At 40.6% G+C, this 21,098-nt stretch carries 13 protein-coding genes; all 13 read left to right on the top strand.

The annotated features are described in order from the left end of the window. Position 1 precedes the first annotated feature (1 nt). Positions 2-2,014: a phage tail sheath C-terminal domain-containing protein gene (locus ACTJKG_RS12760; RefSeq protein WP_440739432.1), complete on the top strand. Its 2,013-nt coding sequence runs from the start codon at positions 2-4 to the stop codon at positions 2,012-2,014. A 51-nt stretch (positions 2,015-2,065) separates the two neighbouring features. After that, complete coding sequence (locus ACTJKG_RS12755; RefSeq protein WP_172333456.1) at positions 2,066-2,497, top strand: phage tail protein; 432 nt, start codon at positions 2,066-2,068, stop codon at positions 2,495-2,497. 2 nt (positions 2,498-2,499) lie between these two features. After that, positions 2,500-3,024 (top strand): phage tail protein, encoded by a 525-nt coding sequence (locus tag ACTJKG_RS12750; RefSeq protein ID WP_172333455.1) that lies wholly within the window; start codon positions 2,500-2,502, stop codon positions 3,022-3,024. Positions 3,025-3,063: 39 nt separating this feature from the next. Next, entirely contained in the window at positions 3,064-3,231 is a 168-nt protein-coding gene (locus tag ACTJKG_RS12745) for a DUF5908 family protein (RefSeq protein ID WP_172333454.1), read from the top strand. Further along, positions 3,228-3,947 (top strand): CIS tube protein, encoded by a 720-nt coding sequence (locus ACTJKG_RS12740; protein WP_172333453.1) that lies wholly within the window; start codon positions 3,228-3,230, stop codon positions 3,945-3,947. The genes ACTJKG_RS12745 and ACTJKG_RS12740 overlap by 4 nt, the downstream gene beginning before the upstream one ends. 3 nt (positions 3,948-3,950) lie before the next feature. Further along, positions 3,951-5,747, top strand: a complete 1,797-nt coding sequence (gene vgrG / locus ACTJKG_RS12735) for a type VI secretion system tip protein VgrG (RefSeq protein WP_172333452.1) — start codon at positions 3,951-3,953, stop codon at positions 5,745-5,747. A gap of 129 nt (positions 5,748-5,876) precedes the next feature. Beyond that, positions 5,877-6,167 carry a PAAR domain-containing protein gene (locus ACTJKG_RS12730; RefSeq protein ID WP_172333451.1) on the top strand — a complete coding sequence of 97 codons (291 nt, stop codon included), beginning with the start codon at positions 5,877-5,879 and terminating at the stop codon, positions 6,165-6,167. A 1-nt stretch (position 6,168) separates the two neighbouring features. Beyond that, the gene (locus ACTJKG_RS12725) at positions 6,169-6,576 is read left to right on the top strand and encodes a GPW/gp25 family protein (RefSeq protein ID WP_172333450.1); all 408 of its coding nucleotides are present in this window, start codon (positions 6,169-6,171) and stop codon (positions 6,574-6,576) included. After that, on the top strand, positions 6,576-10,445 hold the full coding sequence (locus ACTJKG_RS12720; RefSeq protein WP_440739431.1) for a hypothetical protein: 3,870 nt from the start codon (positions 6,576-6,578) through the stop codon (positions 10,443-10,445). The genes ACTJKG_RS12725 and ACTJKG_RS12720 overlap by 1 nt, the downstream gene beginning before the upstream one ends. Continuing rightward, positions 10,438-13,497: a hypothetical protein gene (locus ACTJKG_RS12715; protein ID WP_440739430.1), complete on the top strand. Its 3,060-nt coding sequence runs from the start codon at positions 10,438-10,440 to the stop codon at positions 13,495-13,497. The genes ACTJKG_RS12720 and ACTJKG_RS12715 overlap by 8 nt, the downstream gene beginning before the upstream one ends. A 3-nt stretch (positions 13,498-13,500) precedes the next feature. Next, on the top strand, positions 13,501-16,893 hold the full coding sequence (locus ACTJKG_RS12710; RefSeq protein ID WP_440739429.1) for a hypothetical protein: 3,393 nt from the start codon (positions 13,501-13,503) through the stop codon (positions 16,891-16,893). A gap of 10 nt (positions 16,894-16,903) precedes the next feature. After that, positions 16,904-18,844 carry a contractile injection system tape measure protein gene (locus ACTJKG_RS12705; RefSeq protein WP_440739428.1) on the top strand — a complete coding sequence of 647 codons (1,941 nt, stop codon included), beginning with the start codon at positions 16,904-16,906 and terminating at the stop codon, positions 18,842-18,844. A gap of 10 nt (positions 18,845-18,854) precedes the next feature. Continuing rightward, positions 18,855-21,086, top strand: a complete 2,232-nt coding sequence (locus tag ACTJKG_RS12700) for an eCIS core domain-containing protein (protein ID WP_440739427.1) — start codon at positions 18,855-18,857, stop codon at positions 21,084-21,086. Positions 21,087-21,098: the final 12 nt, after the last annotated feature.

Raw genomic sequence — 21,098 nt, 5'->3', positions numbered from 1 at the left:
TATGTCACAAATAAACGAAAGCACAATTAAAACTCCAGGGGTTTATGTGAATGAAATTCCATCCTTTCCGCCATCAATTGCACAGGTGGCCACCGCGGTTCCGGTATTTATCGGATACTCGCAAGACGCGACAAGAAATGGGAAGAGTGTGGTTAATCAAGCTGTACGTATTTCCTCACTTGTTCAATACGTACAATATTTTGGCGCCGATTTTCCTAATCTCACTGCTAATGTTGCGCTTAAGCCAGATAATAGTGTAGATACTGTAAATATATCGCCCAAATACCAGTTGTATAACGCTGTAAGAATGTTTTACAGTAACGGCGGTGTTAACTGCTATATTATTTCTGTTGGTAAATACAAAAATGACGGCTCAGTGCTCATTACCGACTTTATTGACGCCGGCAAGATCAGAGCTTTTGAAGTTTTACGTAAAGAGGATGAGCCAACGCTGATTGTTATTCCTGATGCTATTTCATTTGGCGCCAGTGATTTTAATAACCTGGCTACAACATCTTTGAAAGCATGCGCCGATCTGCAGGACAGATTTACCATACTGGATGTACTTAATGGCGACAAAGAAAGAACCTACGATAACTCAGACGTTATTACCGTTTTTAGAAATGGAATAGGTTCGGCCAATTTGAATTATGGCGCGGCATATTATCCATGGCTCCGTTCAAGTTTGTCCTATTCTTTTTCGTACCGGAATATTCAACTGCAAAAACCAGCTGGCACCAATGTACCTACAAAAAATATTGTAATTAATAATGTTTTTGTTACACAAATTGACAGGGCTGTAACCGACTTGAATACCCATATCAACACTTTTGTTAACACACCTGGTTTTGGCGCTCCGTTCAATGTAGCTCCTTATACCGGTGCCATAACCGATGCTTACGGGCTAATTCCCTCAACAAGCGATAAGCCTGAGATGACTTTACGATTATCTTATATCAAAGACATCATATTGGGTTTTGTAGCTTTGAACAGCACTTTAACTGATGCCGACCCAAGTCATATTTATGGCGGCCGTACAACAAAAGATATTCATACTACCTACACCAGGGCCGGTGCCGATGCAACCGATATTTCACCAATGGACCAACTGATACGTGAACTTCTTCTTTTGGATGAAAGTTTTCCTGGTGGGGCGATAGGAGCGGCAATCGCAGCTAATTTCACTCCGGCGTTCCCAAATGCCGCTGGCCTGGCTGCAGATCCAACCATATATGGTACACCAGCACCTGCAGATGCAGCAGCCGCTGTAAAATATATCAGGGCAAGAGTTAACAATCTGTATTCAGGAGTTGTAAATTCTGTATCAGCGTTCATCAATGAAGTGAATCTGCGTTTACAAAATCTGGAAATCCAGCTCAACGATTCAAGCTCTATATACAACAACATCACCGTAGCCATTAAAAACCAGGGAATTGTAGTACCTCCGAGTGGCGCTCTGGCCGGCATTTATGCCTCAGTTGATGGTACTAGAGGCGTTTGGAAAGCTCCTGCCAATGTAAGTGTTAATACTATAGTGGAACCATTGGTAAATGTTGACGATAACACCCAGGAAGATCTGAACATTGATACAGATTCCGGCAAGTCAATTAACGCGGTACGCGCTTTCACGGGCAAAGGTATCCTGGTTTGGGGAGCCCGTACTTTGGATGGTAACAGTAACGATTTCAGATACATATCAGTACGCCGTTTTTATATTATGGTTGAGGAATCAGTTAAAAAAGCAGCTATGCAGTTTGTGTTTGAGCCCAACGATGGTAACACCTGGGTACGCGTACGTGCTATGATCGAAAATTATCTTACCAATCTGTGGCGTCAGGGTGCTTTGGCTGGGCCGAAACCAGAGCAAGCATTTTACGTGAAAGTAGGTCTGGGACAAACCATGACTTTTGATGATATCCTTAATGGAAAAATGATCATTGAAATTGGTATGGCTCCTGTACGCCCTGCTGAATTTATCATCCTGCGTTTCTCTCAGATCCAGCAACAAGCTTAATAGTAGTGTTTATTAAAAATTAATTATCAATCAATCTAAAACTTAAATATTATGGCTAATTACCCACTTCCGAAATTCCATTTTAGTGTTGACTGGGGCGGCACACGCATTGGCTTCACTGACGTAAGCGGACTCGATATAACCAACGATGTAATTGAATACCGCGATGGCGCGAGCCCGGAATATCACAAAATCAAGATGCCGGGGCAACGCAAATTCAGCAATATCACGCTTAAACGAGGTGTGTTTAAATCAGACAATGAGTTTTATAACTGGCATAATACCATTAACATGAATACCGTTGAGCGCCGCGATATCACCATTAGTCTGCTTGACGAAACATTAGCACCTGTAGTGGTATGGAAAGTTAAAAATGCCTGGCCTACCAAAGTTACCTCTACCGATTTAAAGGCTGATGGTAATGAGGTTGCTATTGAAACGCTTGAACTGGCACATGAAGGCTTAACCATGCAAAACGAATAGTCATGTTTGATTACCCTTTTACCGGCTTCCATTTCCTGGTGGTATTTGAAATATTTCCGCAAGTGCCTAATGATTTCCGTTTTCAGGATGTTACAGGCTTAACTGTTGATGTGGGTTTGGATACCTATAAGGAGGGTGGCGAGAATCGTTTTGTTCACCGGTTGCCCGGACGTAACACGTATTCAGACCTTGTTTTGAAACGGGGGATGACACTGGTATCAGGGGTAACGGCATGGTGTCTGGATTCGATCGAGAATTTCAATTATCAACCTACCAACATGTTGATATCGCTTTTAAACGAAGATCATTTGCCCGTATCGTCATGGTATATCGCTAATGCTATACCGATCAAATACAGTCTTTCTTCATTTAATGCAGAAACAAATTCGATAGTTATTGAGTCGATGACCCTTCGCTATGAATACTATAAGACACTTAACCTGTCGGCAGCAGTTGGTGCTGCTGTCGGTGCGGTGGCCGATCTGTTTGGAGGGGCCAGCGCAAGTGCCAGTATTTCTGTAGGCTAATCAATATGCTTTAACAAACAGTTTAATAACAATAAGCCAATGCCAGTAGAGATAAGAGAATTGCAAATAGTTACCACCATCACCGAAGGCGGGAATACAGGAGGAAATACAACACCTTCTTCTGCAGGAGCCACAAATAGTGAGGACATTATTGCCAAATGTGTTGAACAGGTATTGGAAATTTTAAAAGAAAAAACTGACCGATGAGCCTGGGTGAATTAAAAAAGATGAAACTGGTTGCCTATACGGATATCAGTTTTAGCACAAAAGCCGATGGATTGGACTATGATGTACTGATCAATCCCGAATCATATGCGCTTACTTACGGAACTGAGGTAAGTCAGAAAAGCGCCCAGGGCTCAAGTGAAAGTATTACTTCTTTTAGTAAAAGATCTGCACAATCCCTCACCTTCAAGTTCTTGTTTGATGGTACCGGTGTGATAAAAAGGGGAGGTGGGGGTTTGTTATCAGGCTTAGCCGTACCGGGATTGCCGGCAGACAAACCTGATGTAGTACAGGATTTTGAAAAATTTAAAAGCGTAGTTTATGACTACGATGGCACAACACACCAGCCGCGTTATGTTCAATTGCAATGGGGGCCGCTGCTCTACAATTGTCAGATGACCCGCATGACGTTAACTTTTAAACTGTTCAATCCCGATGGCACACCGTTACGTGCCGAAGCAGATTGCACTTTCCAGGGAGTAATTGATGAAACCAAACTGGCGGCTATCGAAAACCGCCAGTCACCCGATCTGACGCATATCCGAACAGTAATTGAAGGGGATACCCTGGCCTTAATGTGTTACAAGGAGTACGGAGACAGCAAGTATTACTACCAGGTAGCACAATATAACGGACTAACAGATTTCAAAAAATTAACTGCCGGAACTAAAATCATTTTTCCACCAATTGCAAAATAAACCATGTCACTAAGCCAAACATTACCTGGAACACAAAATACCGATCTGGTTACCTTTACCATTAAGGTAAATGGGACCCTACTGGGTGCATCTTACCAGGTGGCTTCCATGAATTTTAGTAAAGAAATAAACCGTATCCCGGTAGCTAAGTTGCTGATATATGATGGTGATGCTTCGGCACAAGATTTTGCAATAAGTAACGAACCAACCTTGGTTCCGGGGGCTGAAATTGAAATAGCGGTAGGCTACCATGCTGAACAGGCCACTCTTTTTAAAGGTATCATCTTGAAACATAGTTTAAAAATACGAGGAAATGGCTCACCTGTATTGATCCTCGATTGCCGTGATAAAGCCATTAAAATGACTATAGCCCGTAAGAACAAATATTTTTATGATACTAAAGACAGCGACGCTATTACCGGGATCATAGGCAATTACGGATTAGATACCGACATAGAGGATACCAGCATAACACTAAAATCCATTGTTCAATATGATTGTACCGATTGGGACTTTATGGTATCGCGGATGGAAGCTAATGGCAAACTGTGCATGGTTGATAATGGTAAAATAACCGCAAAAAAACCTAATTTCAGTTCGGCAACAGTGCTTGACACTTTATTTGGTGCTACAATGCTGGAATTTGATGCCGATCTGGACGCTCGGAATCAATATCAGAGCCTCACAGCCAAAACATGGGATTATACCACTCAGGAGATAGCTTCCGCAAGTGCAGCTGAACCTGGTTTTGAAGAGAATGGTAATATTTCAAGCAGCGATTTGGGAGCGGTGCTAAGTGTATCAGAATATGACCTATACTCCGGCGAAGATCTTACGACTGATGAATTACAAAGTTTAGCGGATGGTCGCCTTCAAAAAGCAAGGATGTCACGTTGCAGGGGCAGGGTAAGGTTTCGCGGATATGGCGGTCAGTTAAATCCAGGCGATCTGGTCAATATTGGTGGGGTGGGCGACCGCTTTAACGGAAAAGTATTTGTTTCTGGGGTGCGTCATGAAATTGTGAACGGCAGCTGGACTACCGATGTTCAGTTCGGCTTATCCAATGAGTTGTTTACTCGCCAGCCGGATGTAAATTCTCCACCTGCGGTAGATATGCTGCCGGCCATACAAGGTTTACAAATAGGAATTGTAACTGATCTGGAAAACGATCCTGATACCCAGGATAGGATACGCGTAAGGTTACCCATTATCGATCCTGCCGAGGATGGTATCTGGACACGTGTGGCTTGCCTTGATGCTGGTAATAATCGCGGTACTTTTTTTCGCCCTGAAATTGGCGATGAGGTGGTGGTAGGTTTTTTAAATAATGATCCCCGCCATCCTGTGGTATTAGGTATGCTGAACAGCAGCAATAAACCAGCCCCACTAAAAGCTGCCAATAAGAACGACGAAAAAGGCTACACCTCACGCAGCGGCATGAAGATGATCTTTAACGACGATGAAAAGTCATTAAAAATTGAAACACCTGCAGGTAAAAAGATAACCATAAGCGAAAAGGAAGGCTATATACAATTGGAGGATGAGAATAACAACAAAGTAACCATGGATTCATCAGCTATAAACCTGGAAAGCGGAGCAGATATTAAGCTCAAAGCAACAGGCGATCTATCCATTGAAGCCACCAATGTTTCTATAAAACCGTCCTCCAGCTTTGAGATGAGTGCAGGTGGGGCTTCAATTAAGGCCGATAGCGGTAGTGCTTCCATGTCAGCTCCATCAGTAAAGGTAGAAGGCTCAGGTACAGCTACCCTAAAGGGTGGCGTAGTAATGATTAATTAATGTTTTGGTTGATTAAGTGAATGCTTGATTGAGTTAAGTGGTTTGATAGGTTGACGAATAATAACCTAATCAACCGTTCACTTAATCTAAACTAATCCAACTCAATCAACCACTTAACCAATAAAAAATATGCCACTCGCAGCTAGAATTTCAGACATGCATGTTTGCCCTATGTTTACTGGGCCGGTTCCTCATGTAGGCGGACCCATATTACCACCGGGGAGCCCTACTGTATTAATAGGCGGACTTCCTGCGGCCTGTGCAGGTGACATGTGCACCTGCGCAGGGCCGCCAGATGTAATAGCAAACGGTTCGGCAACAGTACTGATAGGAGGTAAACCGGCAGCACGTATGGGTGACCCAACTGCGCATGGCGGTTCAATAATAATAGGATGTCCAACAGTAATTATAGGAGGTTAACATGGCTGATTCATTTTTAGGAACAGGGTGGAGTTTTCCGCCAACATTTGATACTACCGCAAACTCGGTGATCATGACCAGTGATGAGGCTGATATACAACTCAGTCTGCAAATATTACTGGCAACGCGCAAGGGCGAACGGGTGATGGTGCCTGATTATGGCTGTAATCTGGACGAGATGCTTTTTGAACCCATGACCACCACTTTTAAAACCTATATCCGCGAGATGATCAAAACGGCTATACTTTACTATGAGCCTCGGATTGATCTGGCTTCGATACAGGTTGATGACAGCCGCGAAACAGAAGGAGTGATCCTGATCATCCTTAATTACACTGTTCGCACCACAAATTCAAGGTTCAATTTTGTATATCCTTACTATAAAAACGAAGGAACAGAAATACACTGATGGCAAATAATTGTTTCGATACCAAACTCTTATCCTATAACGGCACCAGCCAGGCTCAGCGTGCGTTGGATGCCCTTTTGGCTAAATGCGCGCTCGTTGATGAGCGTTCAGATGCAGATCTTATCCTGCTTACGAAAAAATATAGCGCCTGGTTAAACTATTACGACAATACCAATACGATCAATGGTGATTGGCAACAACTCATGGGTAAAGATATTGCAGTAGTAATAGCCGCAATTGCCGAATGGAGAATAAACGATTATGCATCATTTATCAAATACTTAAATAATACTATAGCTAACGCGACAAGTGACGCCGATGCAAAGAATAATTTTAAAATTCTTTTTGATTTTATTTTTTCAATAACAGCAGCGCTTGACGATGCTTATAAACATTTAGCTGATGATCTGAGTTATAAAACTTTTTTATCAGTTTCTATAGTTTCAAAAGTAGCAGCCCCTTTAAGCATACTTTATCAATATTATGGAAGCTTTGTAACTGGTTCTCTTATAGACCCAGCTTCAACATATACAGAGGCCTTAACTCCTGTTGATGACATCGTTTATTCGCAAAACTTCACTTTTCTTCCATTAGAGGGTGTTTATGCTGTCTCTTCACAAAAACGTCTGGAAAGTATTTTCACCGTTTCGCCCCCGGTTACGGCATTCCCTATCACACTAACAGGCACCGTTCAGGAGGACATTAATCATATTCTTACACATAACCTATTTACTGGGGCCTTACAATCATTCATTTCGGGTATTGTAAATATAGTGAGCCGCACCCCGGCTTACTTATCTGAAGCATTGGATAATTATCCGACTCATGCACCTCATTATGCACTTTACTTGGCCTTTATAAAACTATTTGGCTTTGCTCAACAACATTTAAATCAGTATACTAAAAAGCATCTTGATTTTTACTATAAACAGGTTTTGCAATTAAGTAATAATGTAGCCGAAGCAGATTTTGTGCACCTGGTTTTTGAACTGCAAAAAAACACAGATCAGCACTTATTGCCTAAGGGCACTTCATTTAAAGCCGGCAAGGACGCCAACAATAAAGATTTATTCTATTCGCTTACAGATGATATTGTAGTTCAAACAGCAAATGTTCAGGCACTAAAATCCATCTATTTAAATAAAGATGATAGTCCTGTAACTTTATATGCTTCGCCTACAGCTAATTCAGAAGACGGTCAGGGAGCTAAGTTACTAAGTGCAGACAATTCCTGGTTCCCGTTTGGCAATCCCCAAAATATTCAGCAAGCCTCTATTGGCTTTGCTGTAGCATCAAACGTATTATATTTAAATGAAGGCAAACGTACTATAACATTAACGTTCACATGTGATAGTTTAGCCGGTATTACATCTGCCGATCTTTCCGGGATATTCAATATCCAATTAACCAGTAAAAAGGACTGGTATACAGTACCCGTGTATACAGCTTCAGTAATAAACAATACAACATTCTCTTTAACTGTAGTTTTGGAAGGCGATGCGCCTGCTATTGTTTCTTATTCACCAAAAATACACGGAGGGAATTTTGATAGCACACTTCCCATAGCCCAGGTAATGCTTAATAGCTACTCCTCATACCAAAAAATAAAAACCCCGCGGATAAATCAGGTAACCATATCGGTAGTTGTTGATGCCATTAAAAATTTAATACTGCAAAATGATGATGGCAAAATAAATCCAGCCAAACCATTTAAGCCATTTGGCGATTTTCCAGAAAACGGAGCCTCGTTTATCATAGGCAGTAAGGAAATATTTCAAAAACAACTCACCAAATTAGCTATAGATTTTGATTGGCAGGAAGCGCCATTGTCTGCTACAACGGTAAATTTATCTTCATTAACCAAAGGTAGTTGGACAGCTATTTCTAATGGAACAAGCTTATATGCATCAAGCATTGTTATCACCGATGTGCAACAAAGAATACTAAGTCCGGTAGTATTTAATGATTTTAATGCACGTAACACGTTAACAGCCAATATTACTTCCGTAGTAAATCAAGGCTTATCATTTGAGGCAAATAATGCACTTGCTTTGAACGTGAATAATTTGGCTCAGGATGATCAGCCATTTAATGTTAAAAATATAATAAACCGGGGCCTGTCTCTTGACCGAACTAATAATACTATCAAAAATGACCTTCCAAATATAATAACAACCAGCCCGGTAAATATCAATGTGGCTGCAGGCCCCAAAGAGATTGATATTACAGGTTTAGAACGCGTAGCACAATCACCCGGAGATTTTGCACCCAATGAGGATTATAATATAACCTCTGTTGATGGTTACCTGAAATTGGAAATGATAGGGAATGATTACAGCATGGCTACATATCTAGCCCATATTCCTCCGCCATCTGTTAAAGTGGTTTATGATACTACGGATCCAAATAAAGTTGTTGGTTATACCGTTGATAAAGTCACTCCCCCGGTTCCAGCTCATCCGGTTTTAAAATCAATAAATGTAAAATATACCGCTACAGATAGTATTGTTTTCAGCAATACCAGTTTTACTACCCGCAGTAATTTCTTTTATCATATGGAGCCCTTTGGCTTCCGTGAAATGCACCCGGCTATTACTGCAGATGCACTCACTTTATTACCGGTGTTTAATGTTGAGGATGGAATACCTACAGATGATGGCGGCGAGTTATGGATAGGCTTAAATAATGCAAAAGCCGACGAAGTTTTCTCTGTTCTGTTTCAAGTATCAGACGGGAGTGCCAATCCATTAAAAAACATGACCCTGGTAAACTGGTACTACCTGAGCAATAACAACTGGCTGCTATTTAATAAACAATCGGTTACTGACCAAACCAATAATTTAACCAGCTCCGGTTTAGTTACGTTTAATATTCCAGCAGATGCTACTCTTATAAATACTCGTGCCGATAATGGACTAATCTGGATAAAAGCTGGCGTACAGCACGATACAGATGCCATTTGTAATTTAATTGCGGTTGGTGTAAATGCGGCAAAAGCTCAATTTATTCAGGATATTACGAATAACATTGTATTTACCCAGATACTGCCACCAAACACAATTAGTAAACCAGCAATATCCGACGCTGCATTAAAGAAAACGCAACAACCCTATACCTCATTTGGAGGTCGCGTGCAGGAAACTGATGATCAGTTTTATCAAAGGGTAAGCGAGCGCCTGCGCCATAAAAACAGAGCTATCACAACCTGGGATTATGAGCGTTTGATATTACAATACTTCCCGCAGGTTTTTAAGGTAAAATGTATTGACCATACCGGATTTCTCCTTGATGTGAACACCAATCAGCAAAAATACAGTGAGACGCTGGCAGGACATGTTACAATAATAACTATCCCAGATCTTACACATTTGAACAATGCCAACCCACTTAGGCCATATACCAGTATAGGTCTGTTAACCGAAATCGAGAAATATATTAAAACGCTCACATCACCATTTGTAAAACTACACCTCAGTAACCCATCGTTTGAAGAAGTACAGTTTGAGTTTAGTGTCACCTTTCGTGATGGTATTGACCCTGTTTATTTCTCCAATCAGTTAAACAATGAAATTGAGCAATTTTTAACTCCATGGGCTTTTGGCGATCCGCAAGCCATCCAATTTGGCAATAGTATTGAAAAATCAGTAGTGCTCAATTTTATTGAAGAAAGACCTTATGTAGACTTTGTTACCTGTTTTAAGATGAATCACATTATACTTCGCCAGGGACAGGTGGTAATAGAAGCACAATATGATATAGACGAGGCGATAGCAAGTACTTCCAGATCTATTTTGGTATCATATTATAATGAAGAAACCAAGGTAAAACATTTAATTAATTCACCAGCTAATTGTGATTGTAATGGATAAGCAAAAAGTAATCAGCAAGGATCCAGGCTTAACCGCCGATCAAAATTATGCTTTTCTGAGAGAGGCCGGCTTGAGTTATATTGAAAAACTGAGCGGTAGGATCTGGACAGATTATAACGAGCATGACCCGGGAATCACTATTTTAGAAGCTCTCTGTTATGCCATAACTGAATTAGGCTACAGAACGGGCATGCCTATGGAAGATCTGCTTACCGACGCGGATGGCCAAATAGCATCTTCACAAACTTTATATACCGCCAAAAATATACTTACGCAATCGCCACTTAATGTAAATGATTACCGTAAATTATTAATAGATATAGTAGGAGTACATAATGCCTGGTTTTTATACGCCGACTACTATGTTAATAATGATAAAAACATTCCGGCCGGCGAAATAACACTTTATGCTGATTGCAAATTGGATGCTTTGTCATATAAGGAAACACCACATCCGGTTTATTTATCAGGCCTATATAAAGTATTGCTTGACCTCGACGCTGATCAGCAATTTGGCGACATGAACAACGGGGCGTTGCAGGTTTTAAACCCAGCAAGCGGCAAATTTAAAGGAGGTGATGTTGGTCTTACTATTATTTTCCCTGTATGGGATAATCCAACTGTGGCTACATTATTAACCATCGATCCTGCATCTGTTTCTGGCGCTGTTGCCAGTTTTACAACAGGTAGTAGTCTTATCATTCAAATTGATTTTAATTATACTATTGAAGGATCAACCTCTTCGGCTGTCATAGCAGGTATAGTTGATGTCGATCTGCAACCTTCCGGCCAAATTGTACAGGAAAGTGATATCCAGGCTTTTTTTAGCGCTGATTTTACCGCACAGGTACTTAACTTATACCTGCTAAAAATTCAACAGGCCAAAAGCATTGTTCAAACAGCTATCCGTACCTTAAATGAAAACAGAAACCTGTGTGAAGACTTCGTAAGCGTTACCACTATAAAAGATGAAGAAATAGCCATTTGCTGTGATATAGAGGTTTTGCCATCTGCTGATATGGAGCAGATACAAGCCCAAGTGTTCTATGCCATCGAAGAATATCTTAATCCCTCAGTGAATTTTTACCTGTTAAGTGAATTACAAGATAAGGGCTATACTACCGATGCCATATTTGAAGGCCCCGTGTTGCAACATGGATTTATCGATACCGCAGAGCTGGAGCAAACTCAATTACGTGGGGAAATATATGCTTCGGATATCATCAGTATGATCATGGATATCGATGGGGTATTGGGAGCCCGAAATTTTATGATGACAAAATATGGAGCTGATGATAAGCCGGTTGATGGTTTAAGCGGAAAAAACTGGTGCATGCCCATAACTACGGGCTGTAAGCCGGTATTTTCTGAAACAAAATCAAAACTTCTTTTCTATAAAAACCAATTCCCGTATTTGCCATCTTTAACAGAGGTGCGCGACACACTCAAGTGGTTACGTGCCGTAAAAGCCCGGAATAAGCTTTCAGGACATACTGATGACCTGGCCGTTCCTGCAGGTAATTATTATCCGCTGGATAATTATACTTCTGTTGAATATCTTTTACCTCAAACTTACGGCGTGGGTTCGGCAGGACTTTCAACAAATGAAAGTGATCAAAGAAAAGCACAGGCAAAACAATTACAAGCCTATCTATTACTATTTGATCAGTTATTGGCCGATTTCTTTTCACAATTAAGCGGTGCAAAGGAATTATTTTCTACAGAGAATATCGCACAAACTTATTACGCACAGTTTTTGGGTGATATCAAAAACATTCAATCAGTTTATAAACAGGACGGAGCAACCCATACGATTAATCAAAGGGTAATGCAAAACCAGGATTCGACTGCTGAACCGGCAAACGACTGGCAAGGTTTATACGAATCAAATGAAGTTTTTACCGACAGGCGAAGTCGCTTCCTTGATCACCTGATGAGTCGTTTTGGCGAATCATTTAATGATTACGTCTTGCTGAATTACTCGCTTGATTATGCCACTCAAAAAGAGTCCAATTTGACACCTGCAGATATCATCGATAGTAAAATCTCGTTTTTAAAGGATTACCCGGTTATTGGTTATCAAAGGGGTAGGGCATTCAATTATTTTCCACAAAACTACTTCCCGCCACATCCAAACTTTTCTGTCAATACCAGTAAATTGTGGGATACGGATAATGTATCAGGTTTGGAAAAGAAACTGTGTCACCTGGGTGGAATCAATAACATTTACCGTAGATTCCTGTATTGTATCGGTAATGTCACGATTATTACTACTAATGATACACCTGTCAAATACCAATTTGTATTCAGCAATCAAAACGGAGGTACGCTAACATCTGTGGCTGTTTATGACACACAAGAGGAATTAAACAGTGCTTTACCTGCATTTATGGATGTTGTTTTAACCAATGAGCACTATGGTATTAAGCAGACGGGCAGCAACTGGAATATTTACGTAATTGATAACGAGGATAAAAATCTTGCTATAAGCAATAATTTTCCATCTCTGGCAGATGCAAACACAGCATTGGATCAATTTGTAACAGAGTTTAATAATGAATGTGACGCCGATGGACTTCACCTTATTGAGCATTTACTTTTAAGACCACGAAATGATCAATTTAAGTTTGCACCGGTGTGCCTTGACCAGAATTGTGATTTTTGCGGCGAGCAGGATCCCTACTCCTTCAAAATGTCAATAGTACTGCCTTATTGGCCTTTGCATTTTAGAAATTTAGCCTTCCGAAACTATTTTGAGGATATTATACGTCAGGAAACACCCGCGCACACCATGGTGAAAATCTGCTGGATAAATGACCAGTCGATCTATGATTTTGAAAACGCCTATAGGGCATGGATAACGGCCTTAGCAAATTACTCATCTGATAATACCAAAATAGATGATCTGCAGCAAGCTAATGATACCCTGACACAACTGCTGTTTAATCTACATAGTGAATACCCGGTAGCCACTTTGCATGATTGTGCCGAAAGTAAGGACACCAACCCAGTAATGCTGGGCAAAACCATTTTAGGATCTTTAAAAAATTGATATATGGCAAATCCAATAGAATACATCGTGTTTGAACCAGATCAGGTACTTACTAACGATCATCTCAATGAAACTTTTAACTACCTCGATCAGCAAAACCGCTGGACACGTAACAAGCTAATAGGTATTGGTATTGTTTGCGGGCTGGATATAGTACTTAATCCAGGGATTATTGAAATTACTAAAGGCTGTGGAGTTACTTCGCAAGGATATCTGATCACACAGGATACCAATCAATATACCTATTATATGCCGTATACAGCTGTTGATGTACCTGTTGATCTGCCATTTACTCATAATAATGGCGATCTGCCTTTTTTCAAACCTTTTTGCACCAATAAGAGCGTATGGTTATTACTAACAGATGATCAGTTTAACGCGTTGGAAAGTGCGCAACAACTCAACGCCAAAACTCTTTCTTCCGCAGCGGCCAATTTTTTAAGTGATTATGTGATCGCCTTATTTTTAGAGATCAAGGAAACAGACCTTAAAAACTGCGATACACAGGATTGCAATAACAAGGGCGAAAAAATGGTTTTACAGGTAAGGCCTTTACTTGTCGCTAAAAATGACCTATATAATAATGCCAATAAGGTAAGTAATATTGATAGAATAGGGAATATAAATAAAATATCACCTATATCTCCCAGGTTTAATATTCCATCTAAAGCATTTCAGCTAAGCTTAAACTCCAAGGTGCAGCTAAAAAGGTTTAATGTCCCCTATACTGATCTGGAAACAACAGATGATGTATTGAATGCCTTTGTTAATTTAGTTGATGATACCACATTAAGCCAGTTAACTGATGCCTATAATTCCTGCTATCAGCAATACGGGGCCATTCTGAACATTACGTCAAATCCTTTTTCTGATATGCTGGCCGTATTGAAAAATTATCTTGACCAGTTATTAAAACAAAATCCGCTCGCGATTGAATATTTCTACGATTTTATTGATGACCTGATCAAAGCCTATGATGAGTTCACTGCTAAGGTATCCCACATCATCGCTACCGGAAGCCCGGATGAGAACTTATTTCCATTGCACCTTATTTTAGGCGATGCATCACTGGCTACCAATGATTATATAAAGGATAGTTACCGTAATTACTTTATTTATTCGCCATTATTTTCAAAAATGGGGGTCGAATCCGCCGAGGTACTTCTCTTATTTAGCCGGATGGTACTGATGATCAAAGATTTTGTTATTCCGGACACAACCCAGTCAGATAAATTTACGATAAAGATCACGCCAAGCCAATATATGCATTTTCCGCTTTCGGAACGTGCCATCCCATATTACTACTCGGTAAATGAAAGCGGTGCAGAGTTGTATAAATCATGGAATTACGCCAAAACCAACAGCGGCAAAGCCACGTTAAACCTGGGCTATAATTCAGGTTTATATAACACCAGTACGGAAGTGGCTCAACCGCTTTTGTATGATATTGAAAAGTACAATTTTTTCAGAGTTGAAGGGCATATTGGCCAAAACTATCAGGATGTTCTGTCAAATATTCTTATTCAGCGTTTAACCTATAATTTGCCATTTGATGTAGTAACAGTTGGGGTTGAACAGTTTAATTTCTCGGATGTAACTTTACCTGATGCTGAAATTCGGGATTTGGAAACTGACTATAACCTGATAACAACAGAAGCCACGGTTAAGGTACTAACTCCATTTATTTTTGTTACAAACTTACCTTATACCTCTAAAAGTACAGGAACCAATATTCCCGGTAAATTAAACATAGAAACAAATAATCCTATCAGGAGAGCTTCAGATGTTAAAAGTAACCTAATTCGTGGGATTGAATCAGCGAGCCCCTCAAACACCCCCTATATCTATCCAAAGGGCACCTTTATGCGCAACAATTGTGCGGTATTGCCCAACACAATTGCAAGTGCTTATCTTAATGCATTAAGTGACACCGGAGTTTTCACCAATCCCGTTACGAGCTCTCAACCAGGTAGTGTAGACGAACTTTATTTCTACTTTTTTAATTTTATTGACGCAATCGAAACGGTGATGGTATACTTGATGAATACCCCATCTATCACTAATGTCAACTTAAACGACCAATATGATGCGTTTAACAATTATCAGGATTCCATCAATAAGGTTATAGCTACCCTGAAAGGCCCGGTGGCAAGAACTCAGATTCCACGGGATGCCTCTATAATATCATCAATTCAAACTTATGGATTGGATATTTTAATTGTAGATTTTGAAAGAGTATTAAATGCTGCTCTTGACGAATTATTGTATTCATTAAGTAATGAAGTTAACGATAGATACTCCCGTTACACCGATAAACATACATTTTTAGAATTCTACAAAAACAACCCGGGGCTCGAACATAAAGGAGGAGTACCCAAAGGCGGCACCCTAATATTAGTTTATAAAAACTACATCCCAACTTTGAAAAGAAACGTAAGTACCCCGCTTTCTAAAGCTGCTAATTTAACATCAGTGAAAGAGCAATCGGCAAGTACCGAAACCACTTCAGCAGATGGACAAAAAGCATCCCCAAATCTTGATGAAAACACGCTAAACCTTGTCAAAAAAATGGTAACCGATAGTAAAGGTGTATCTGATACTGAAAAGATGAGGCTGATCGATATTTTAGCCGGGAGATCTGCTGTTGAAGAGGAGCCAAGCTATGATATCAATAATAGACTTATTATTGCCGATTTCTATATTCCTTATATAGGTTCGCCGATAGAACGCACTACGGCAGAAATTACGCCACCACCACCGCCCGCACCGGTTATTTCGATGAGTGGTACCACTTTCTGTGATAATGATTTTAATCCCGCACAAATTGCGGTATCAATACCAGGCGGTACTTTTAATGCAGTACCAGGTCTTGATTCAGCCAAGCAAACTTTTACACCTGCCATCGCTAAAGCTGGAACGTACAGGTTAATTTACACCGTAAATAATGTAAGTTCTGCACCATTTAACATTACAGTCCTTTCTGTACCTGGTAATAGTGGTTTCAGTTTTATAAATGATTGGTCTGGTGGCATTAAAACTGCGGCCGTAGCTGCCGCAAGGTCAGGTATTGTATCAGCAACATTTACCCCTGTCATCAGAGATACCAGATTTACCTATGATTGGGAAGTATTTGGAGATAATATATCGAAAGGCGCAATGACTACCGATGGGGTTATTCGAATATCAGGTGATAGTAGTGTAGTAAATGTTAAAGCCTCAACTGTTACTGTTTCGTTAACAATATCAAACGGGACTTGTCATTCGTCAACAACATCAATGCAGCTGGAGATTACCTCAACAGGCTTCAGCCCTGCTATTTCAGACGGTCCGCCGGCATCGCTTAAAAAACCAGGGGCAATAGAAAAACTTTTTACCAGAAAGAAGAAAGATCAATAAGTAATAAATCATGGCATCACATATAGTTCATAGGCAGCAAGTAACTTTAAATATTCCCAAACGGGAAGAGGCTCTCGCTTTTCAAAATCGAGTGAGTGACTTGCTGCGTAATGAACTATCTGCTAGTATGGAGGCCATCTTTGATGAACTATTTCCAACAACTGATATTATACGTATCGATTCATTGCTTTTGGATTTAGGTAATATTGAAGCACACAATTTTGAACAAGAGTTTAAAAAGCACTTTATCGAAAAACTCAGAAAAAGCATCCCAGCTATAAAAAATGATTTGGCAGATGAGCATAGCGAACAAATATTAAAGCCTGAACAATCATTAGCAAAAGCGTTCATTTATTTTCTGGAGAATGGTTATTTGCCCTGGTATAGCCCGGTTGAAAATATGGCTGCGTGGAGTAACGAGATCATAGCTATTTTTTCGGATACTGAAAAAATAGCCTTATACTTTTTTGACTGGTTCCGTGATAAACATGTAGATAACCCAGTTATACTCCAAAGGCTGGTTTTGCAATTTGATAACAGCTTTCTGGAGAAATTATTATCAATTATTACCTCATTAAAAACCGAATCCTGGACTCTTATTTACAAAGATCTGGTAAGTTTCATAGTTGGTTATACAAACAAAAGCTCACCAAATCTCAAGGAAATATGGATTTGTATTTTTAAGGCTTTGTTAAGCCCTGTAATTTCAGGGAATGGCACGACTTTATCTGTTATCAATGATCGTGAACTGATATTACGGTCATTAGATTTGCTCACAAATCACTTTAAAATCTCAATTCATAGCATAATAACATCATTATCAGAGAGTAAATCAAAAGAAACGCTTAAAACAGATATTGTCAAGAAGGGACTTCTGGATCTTAAGTCGCTCTTAATATCAAGGGACAACTTGAGAAATAATACAGAAGATCCTGCATTTATAGATAAGCTTAAAGAAACCGAAGCCAACAATGCGCATAAGAATACTGAAGATATAAGTATCAGCAAGCAAACAGACCTGAGTAAAACAAGCCACGTTGAAAACACGGATCACGTAGGCAGTAATAAAAATCAAAAAGCATATGAAACCCAAACCGATGAACGCTTTGATTCTACAAATGACCCGAAAAAAATCAATATAAAAAAGGGAACTCAAGATATCCGGCAAAACAATACGGGGGATGAAAAAACCAAAGAAGAACAGGAAAACAACAAGATTAATCATTCCAATTACCAGGATGAAGAGCAATTAAAACAACAAAAAGGGATAACGGCAGCAAAAGAACTGGAAAAACAGAAAATCACGCTTACTGATAATCAAGATAGTATATCATTAAACGAACCAAAAAAATTCGAGACTGAGCAAGAAATATCTGAGAAAAAGAAACAGGGAGATAATACAAAACGGCCGCTGCCGCAGAGTAGAAGGTTTACAGGTATTCAAGAATCAGAAACGTTATACATAAAAGGTAGTGGAATTGTGATCCTTCATTATTTTTTATCGCCTTATTTTAATGATCTGGACTTATTAGTGGATGGAAGATTTAAAGATGATACGGCTCATCAGCGGGCGGTGTTATTACTTTATTATCTGGCCACAGGAAAAACCAAAGTTGCCGAGTTTGATTTAACGCTTTCTAAAATTTTATGCGGTTATCCCTTGGAGGAAACCCTGCCAGCAACTCTGATCTTAACGAAAAAAGAAAAAACAGAATCAAAAAACTTGTTAGAGGCTATTATACACCATTGGTCACCGCTAAAAAACACATCGGTTAAAGGCTTGCGAAGCGCCTTTTTTGAACGGGATGGAAAACTAACAAAAAAAGAAAATGGGTGGCTATTAACAGTTGAGCAGAAAACTATTGATGTATTATTAGGTAAATTACCGTGGGGGTATTCAACCATACGCCTACCATGGATGCAGGAAATATTAAATGTGGATTGGTATTAAAATAGAAGTAATGTTAGCAAATAAGCAATCACAACCCGAAAATACTACAAAGGCAAAAAACAATGCTCCTTTTTTTCCCGGGCATTTGGTACAGCCTAAATTACAGGTAAATGAGCCTGGTGACAGCTATGAGCAGGAAGCAGACCTTATGGCTGATCAGGTTATGCGTATGAGCGTCCCTTCACCAAATGAGTCTTCGTTTTTTAAACCCGCTCCAACAACTGTTCAGCGTAAATGTCAGCATTGCGAAGAAGAAGAAAAACTTCAGCGTAAAGAAGGCCCTGATACCGGTTTAGATGTAATCAGTGATTTTAAACCAGCATTAACAACCCTTCAGCGTAAATGTCAGCATTGTGAAGAGGAGGTTCATCGTAAAGAAAGCTCCGGTGCAACCGTAAATGGAGGTATCGAATTGGACAGTTATGTAGCATCCCTTGGCTCATCCGGGCAGTCTCTATCAGAAAGCAGTCGTAACTTTTTTGAACCCCGTTTTGGTCATGATTTTTCAAATGTGCGTATTCATACCGATTCTGTAGCCGCAAAATCCGCGCAAGCCATTAACGCGCTGGCCTATACTACAGGTAATAATATTGTTTTTAACAGCGGTCAGTATTCGCCCGAAAGCGAAAATGGTAAAAGATTAATAGCTCATGAGCTCACCCACACCATACAACAAGGGGGAAACAATGTTTCGCGAATGATACAAAGAACGGTAGATAATGTAGAAGTAAATTGCGGCGATAATCAAATCAAATTCTCTCATGATGGAGCCGTTACCTCTTATAATCTTGATCATTGTAATGTAACAGATGGTCAATACAATGCAACGGTAAGGCTATCACCCGCCAGGGTAGATTTTGACCTGGGGACTGTTGGGCCAGGTACACAGTTTGATTTCAGTTATGCCATAGGCCCTGGCCAGCCAAGCCCTAATACATTCTTTGCCGGGCAAACATCGGTTGCCATCAATTGCACGCATACACCATCAGCTTCGGGTGATGGCACAAATATACATTTCAATGCAAGCAGGCTAACTCCGGAACAGTTTACCCAGATGACGGGTAGATCAATTGATAGCGTACCAGAAGGGATGATGGTGCCGTTAGGTAATTTAATATCTTCTGTTGCAGGACCGGCAGTAGCAGGGGCAAGTCATTTTTCACCAACTCCATGGTCTTTCATTCCCAGAAATACCACCGGTATATTATGGGGTGGCAGCCATACCTCAGTGTGGTCAAACCCGGAAGGCCTGTTTTCAACACCAACAATAAGGGGATATAGGGGAAACCTCGGGTATTATATGGGCGAATATGCGCCAATAGTTGGCCATAACTTTACAGTCAGACTTCACGAGGGCGTACCCGGTAGTTTTGCAAATGATGCCTGGTTCCCGATGATGGCCGGCGATCAATATTATATTTTTACGCCTCAAACACCGGAACAGGGCCTGGCATTTGCCGAACGTTTAAGAAGTACCGAATATGGGGGGACTTATACCTACAGTCCGCCACGTGCAACAGGGGCTGCGGATCCCATATTAGGTCCGGTCGGTCCTACTGAGGGCAATCTCAATGCAGAATTATTATCACGGGGACGGGCTCCAATGTGTACAAATAATTGCATTACGGTACCCAGAGCCGAAGTTGAGGCCGCCATTGGCGGAAGACCAGCCACTCCAAGCGGAGTAGATGTAATGAGCGGAACCGGTCCGGATGGGGCTGTTGACCCCGCATTTGCAGGGCGCGGCAGGCTAATGACCGAGGCGATGCGTGATGGGCCATTGCCTCCCGGAGCACAACGACTTCGTATCCGGGTAACTCCAGGCGGGTCAGCCGGAATGTTTGTAATAAGAGGTGCTGGCGGAATAATGCTGGTATACGGCATTTATCAAACAACTGATAGAATAGCTTCATCAGTAGGCACAGGTCACACCACAACAGTAATTACAGAAGAAGCAGGTTCATGGACTGGAGGCATTTTAGGCTCGGCCCTTGGCGGAGCGGCAGCTGGTGCAATTTTATGCGCACCTACAGGTCCTGTTGATGCAGTTTGTGTAGTTGGCGGATTTCTTGGTGGATTATTATTTGGAGCTATTGGCGGAGCTGTAGGGCACACCGTTGGCCACGAGGTTGGAGAACATGTAGCTACACCAATTGTAGATTCTGTGATCCAACAAGCAGCCGAAGTGGAAAGCAGCATGACAAGAAGTATTTATAATCTATATGGAGTACCCTATTTTTAAAGGATTACAATT

This window comes from Mucilaginibacter sp. 22184 (assembly GCF_052045695.1).
In the GTDB taxonomy this organism is placed as follows: Bacteria; Bacteroidota; Bacteroidia; order Sphingobacteriales; family Sphingobacteriaceae; genus Mucilaginibacter.
The sequence above is the reverse complement of the archived record's forward strand: the minus strand, read 5'-3'. Positions and strand labels throughout refer to the sequence as shown.

Excerpts from the sequence above, each read along its gene's own strand:
- ACTJKG_RS12725 (WP_172333450.1), top strand. The coding sequence starts at position 6,169 with ATGGCTGATTCATTTTTAGGAACAGGGTGGAGTTTTCCGCCAACATTT.
- ACTJKG_RS12755 (WP_172333456.1), top strand. The coding sequence starts at position 2,066 with ATGGCTAATTACCCACTTCCGAAATTCCATTTTAGTGTTGACTGGGGC.
- ACTJKG_RS12720 (WP_440739431.1), top strand. The coding sequence starts at position 6,576 with ATGGCAAATAATTGTTTCGATACCAAACTCTTATCCTATAACGGCACC.
- ACTJKG_RS12740 (WP_172333453.1), top strand. The coding sequence starts at position 3,228 with ATGAGCCTGGGTGAATTAAAAAAGATGAAACTGGTTGCCTATACGGAT.
- ACTJKG_RS12705 (WP_440739428.1), top strand. The coding sequence starts at position 16,904 with ATGGCATCACATATAGTTCATAGGCAGCAAGTAACTTTAAATATTCCC.
- ACTJKG_RS12700 (WP_440739427.1), top strand. The coding sequence starts at position 18,855 with ATGTTAGCAAATAAGCAATCACAACCCGAAAATACTACAAAGGCAAAA.
- ACTJKG_RS12760 (WP_440739432.1), top strand. The coding sequence starts at position 2 with ATGTCACAAATAAACGAAAGCACAATTAAAACTCCAGGGGTTTATGTG.
- ACTJKG_RS12730 (WP_172333451.1), top strand. The coding sequence starts at position 5,877 with ATGCCACTCGCAGCTAGAATTTCAGACATGCATGTTTGCCCTATGTTT.
- ACTJKG_RS12750 (WP_172333455.1), top strand. The coding sequence starts at position 2,500 with ATGTTTGATTACCCTTTTACCGGCTTCCATTTCCTGGTGGTATTTGAA.
- ACTJKG_RS12745 (WP_172333454.1), top strand. The coding sequence starts at position 3,064 with ATGCCAGTAGAGATAAGAGAATTGCAAATAGTTACCACCATCACCGAA.
- ACTJKG_RS12715 (WP_440739430.1), top strand. The coding sequence starts at position 10,438 with ATGGATAAGCAAAAAGTAATCAGCAAGGATCCAGGCTTAACCGCCGAT.
- ACTJKG_RS12710 (WP_440739429.1), top strand. The coding sequence starts at position 13,501 with ATGGCAAATCCAATAGAATACATCGTGTTTGAACCAGATCAGGTACTT.
- vgrG (WP_172333452.1), top strand. The coding sequence starts at position 3,951 with ATGTCACTAAGCCAAACATTACCTGGAACACAAAATACCGATCTGGTT.